Raw genomic sequence first — 2,935 nt, 5'->3', positions numbered from 1 at the left:
GGGCCTGACCTTGTCGCCCGGTATGCCTGTCGAGGTGTTCTTCTCGACCGGCAGCCGCACAATGCTGTCTTACCTCGTAAAACCTTTGGACGATCAAATCCGTCGGGCATTCAGGGAGGATTGAGTTCGCGTGACGGACTCGGCCATCACCCACGGTGAAATAGTTGGCGCATTCCTTTGATCTGAGAGCATCGTGCATTTCGCCAATGGCGCTGCAGACGGCGTCGATGGTGCATCTGGCGGCCTTTCTCAACAGGTGCTTGAGCTTGGCAAAGACCATCTCGATCGGATTCAGGTCTGGCGAGCATTTCCGGCAGGAAGAAGAGCTTGGCGCCGGCTTTGCCGAGGGCGTGCCGGACGGCCTTGCCCCTCATGTCCTCGTGTGAAGAATTGTGGTTGACGACGATGTCGCCCGGCTTGAGGGTGGGCAAGAGCACCTTCTCGACATACAGCCGGAAACCATTGATCGGCCCGTCGAAGAGCATGGGGCGGCGACCCGGTCCACTGCGCCCGCCGACGCGCCACGTCGGGCCGATCTTGCGCGCGCGCCGGATGATGACGAACGCTATCGACATCTTCTCGCCGGCGGCGCTCCGAATTGAGCTGGGTGGCTTACCATAGCTGCAGTCATAAGAAACGCGACGGCCTCTCCGCTCGTTGATTGCTTTTCGATCGAGCCGCCGTCATGCCCTCCACCTCGATAGGCAAAACAGAATACGATCCCGACAGTAAAATCCTCTCGGTCTGATTCGTAGCCAGCGGCAAACTGCACGAGTTTGAGGCCGTACCGCCGAAAACCTTTGCCGAATTCAAAGCCGCTTTCGCCAAGGGGCGCTACTTTAACGACCATATCCGAAACCATCCGGTACCGTCTGGTGGCGAGCGATAGCACCCAGGATGACCCGACCTGCCGGTGACCGAATTTGTCCTTGTCGCTCCAACCGTCGGTTGGTGGACGCATTGCCGGTGATACGCCTAAGGTTCCCGAACGGTCCGCGCGCACCGGGCAAGCCCAACCCGCATCCCCCCGCCTGGTGCAAAGGCGCTCGATCGGTCCCGCCGTCCTGGCATGTGCGGCGGGACTTTTTGTGATCGACCTTGGAACACCGCCTCGCGGTGAAGGTCCAACTTCCCCTCACACGATTGCTGCCAGGTCGGTTCCCGAAGCCGGCGTCCCCTGGGGGATACGGGCTTTCATTTTCAGCCTGCTTTGTCGCAGTGGCGCTAAGTACGAGCAACTCCTGGTACCTCGTCCAAGAGATTTGGACCGTTGCCCGCGGGCATCTGGCCGTCGGGCGTAAGCTTGTCTACCGCGTCGGGCAGTTCCCTCGTGAGCCGGTCGAGAAGTTCTTCATTAGACAATCCGGTTTGCTCAGCCAAATCGCTCAACGTTTGCGGGTCAATTGCTTTCTCAACCTGGTCGCGCTGAACGGGCCGGTTGGATCCTTTTCCCACCCAAGAATCTACCTGATCGCCCGCACCCGCATTTCTGAGACGGTCCAGGATGTCGCCGAGGCCGCCAGGGGAGCCAGCGCTAGTGTTGGGATCTGTCGATTTCCTACCAGCGATCAACTCGCCAATCTTGTCTCTATTCTTGTAGGCAAGCAGGCCCAGCAACGCTATGGCGACCTTTCCTATATCAAGGCTCATTTCGCATCTCCTTCTATGAGGAAGGGAGAAGGCATGCGGCTTTGAAAGGTTCCACGGTTGTGCTGCTGGGCCGATATTCGGCTCGGTTTTAGCCGGGCGATTGCGGCTTCTCGGCTCGCTTCTGGCTAGACTTCAGCATCCGTGCCTCCGCAGAGTCAGATCGCAGCTCGCGTCCTCGCTCCGGAGGCGCGGGCTTTCCATATTCCGTCACCGATTGTGGGCGACACCCTTATCAAAATCTTGCATTAGAAACTTGGAACATAAGTGAAGCAGAAAACACTGTTGGCGCCATGGACAAGAACGATGGCGACACAATCGTCCTGGTTGGCTTCCGAGCCGCCTGCCTGGGGACTCGTGATCCGAGCAGATAGGCGACAAGGATTTCGAGAGAGACCGACGGCAAAATGGGCTGGACGATAATGGTCACGAAATCCAGGTGAGATCACAATCTTGGCGAGGAACAGGAGGACGCCGCCCTCGACAACCAACCATCCGTGGTTCCGTTGCTCCTGGTCTATGTGCTCTCGATGTTGGGACTGATCGGTACGCGCTCGCTCCTTCGTAATTTCTACGACGCCCGCTCACTTCCGGCTCGCGCGGCTCTTCAGCATTCAGGCCTCGCGCAGCAATGATGCATGGTCGGTGCCGATCATCGATCTGCTCGCGCGCCTGCGCCTGCGTAATGCCGGTTTCATCGGCTAAGACTTGGGCCTGCCCTCCTTCAGTCGCTCGCGGGCGGACATGTCTTTTCCCATGTTGAAAGCCTGCCAAGTTTATGTTCGGCCCTTTGGAACCCAATGATGGCAAAGCGGCTTGTTCCTTGAGCTGCCAGCGCGCAAAGGCTAACTCGGCTCATCGGGCTCGGAATTGTTCAACAAACGTGCACTGCTGCTGAATATGAAAAAGCCGCTGGTCCTTGTCGCTGAGGATGAGCCAATGATCGCGCTCGATCTGGAAGTGAACCGTAAGCGCTGTTCTCAGGCCACGGCCTTGAGCTCAGGCGCCCGGATGTAGGCCCAGGGCAGCAAGTCGTCGATCTGGCTGTTCGGATGGCCGTTGACGATCCTGGTGAGGACGTTGGCGAGATAGCCGAGCGGCTCGACACCGTTGAGTTTGCAGGTTTCGATGAGCGATGCGATGACTGCCCAGTGTTCGGCGCCGCCGTCCGAGCCCGCGAAGAGCGCGTTCTTGCGGTTGAGCGCCATCTCGGGGTCATTCTGCCCATGTTGGGCAGGAGGTCGAGGTCCATTACCGTTGGCACCCGTATTTCGGACGTCGGCTTCGC

Annotated in this window: 3 protein-coding genes and 1 pseudogene; 1 reads left to right on the top strand and 3 read right to left on the bottom strand. The window is 58.9% G+C overall.

Annotated features, from left to right (window positions below):
* Positions 1-157: 157 nt before the first annotated feature.
* A pseudogene (locus tag NKI24_RS35600) lies at positions 158-488 on the bottom strand (transposase); the annotation flags it as partial.
* 278 nt (positions 489-766) lie between these two features.
* On the opposite strand from NKI24_RS35600, the gene NKI24_RS35595 reads away from it, so the two are divergent.
* A complete protein-coding gene (locus tag NKI24_RS35595; protein ID WP_352648747.1) occupies positions 767-889 on the top strand; it encodes a KTSC domain-containing protein in 123 nt (40 codons plus the stop codon).
* Between the two features lie 335 nt (positions 890-1,224).
* Here the strand turns inward: NKI24_RS35595 and NKI24_RS35590 are convergent, their stop codons facing one another.
* Together NKI24_RS35590 and NKI24_RS35585 are read right to left on the bottom strand one after the other, a co-directional pair.
* A complete protein-coding gene (locus NKI24_RS35590) occupies positions 1,225-1,650 on the bottom strand; it encodes a YidB family protein (protein ID WP_352750835.1) in 426 nt (141 codons plus the stop codon).
* Positions 1,651-2,627: 977 nt separating this feature from the next.
* The coding region (locus NKI24_RS35585; RefSeq protein WP_352750832.1) for a transposase domain-containing protein at positions 2,628-2,935 on the bottom strand (308 nt) is incomplete at its 5' end.

Origin of the sequence: Mesorhizobium sp. M0701 (genome assembly GCF_040320365.1) — a bacterium.
In the GTDB taxonomy this organism is placed as follows: domain Bacteria; phylum Pseudomonadota; class Alphaproteobacteria; order Rhizobiales; family Rhizobiaceae; genus Mesorhizobium.
This window is presented reverse-complemented; position numbering and strand designations above follow the sequence as displayed.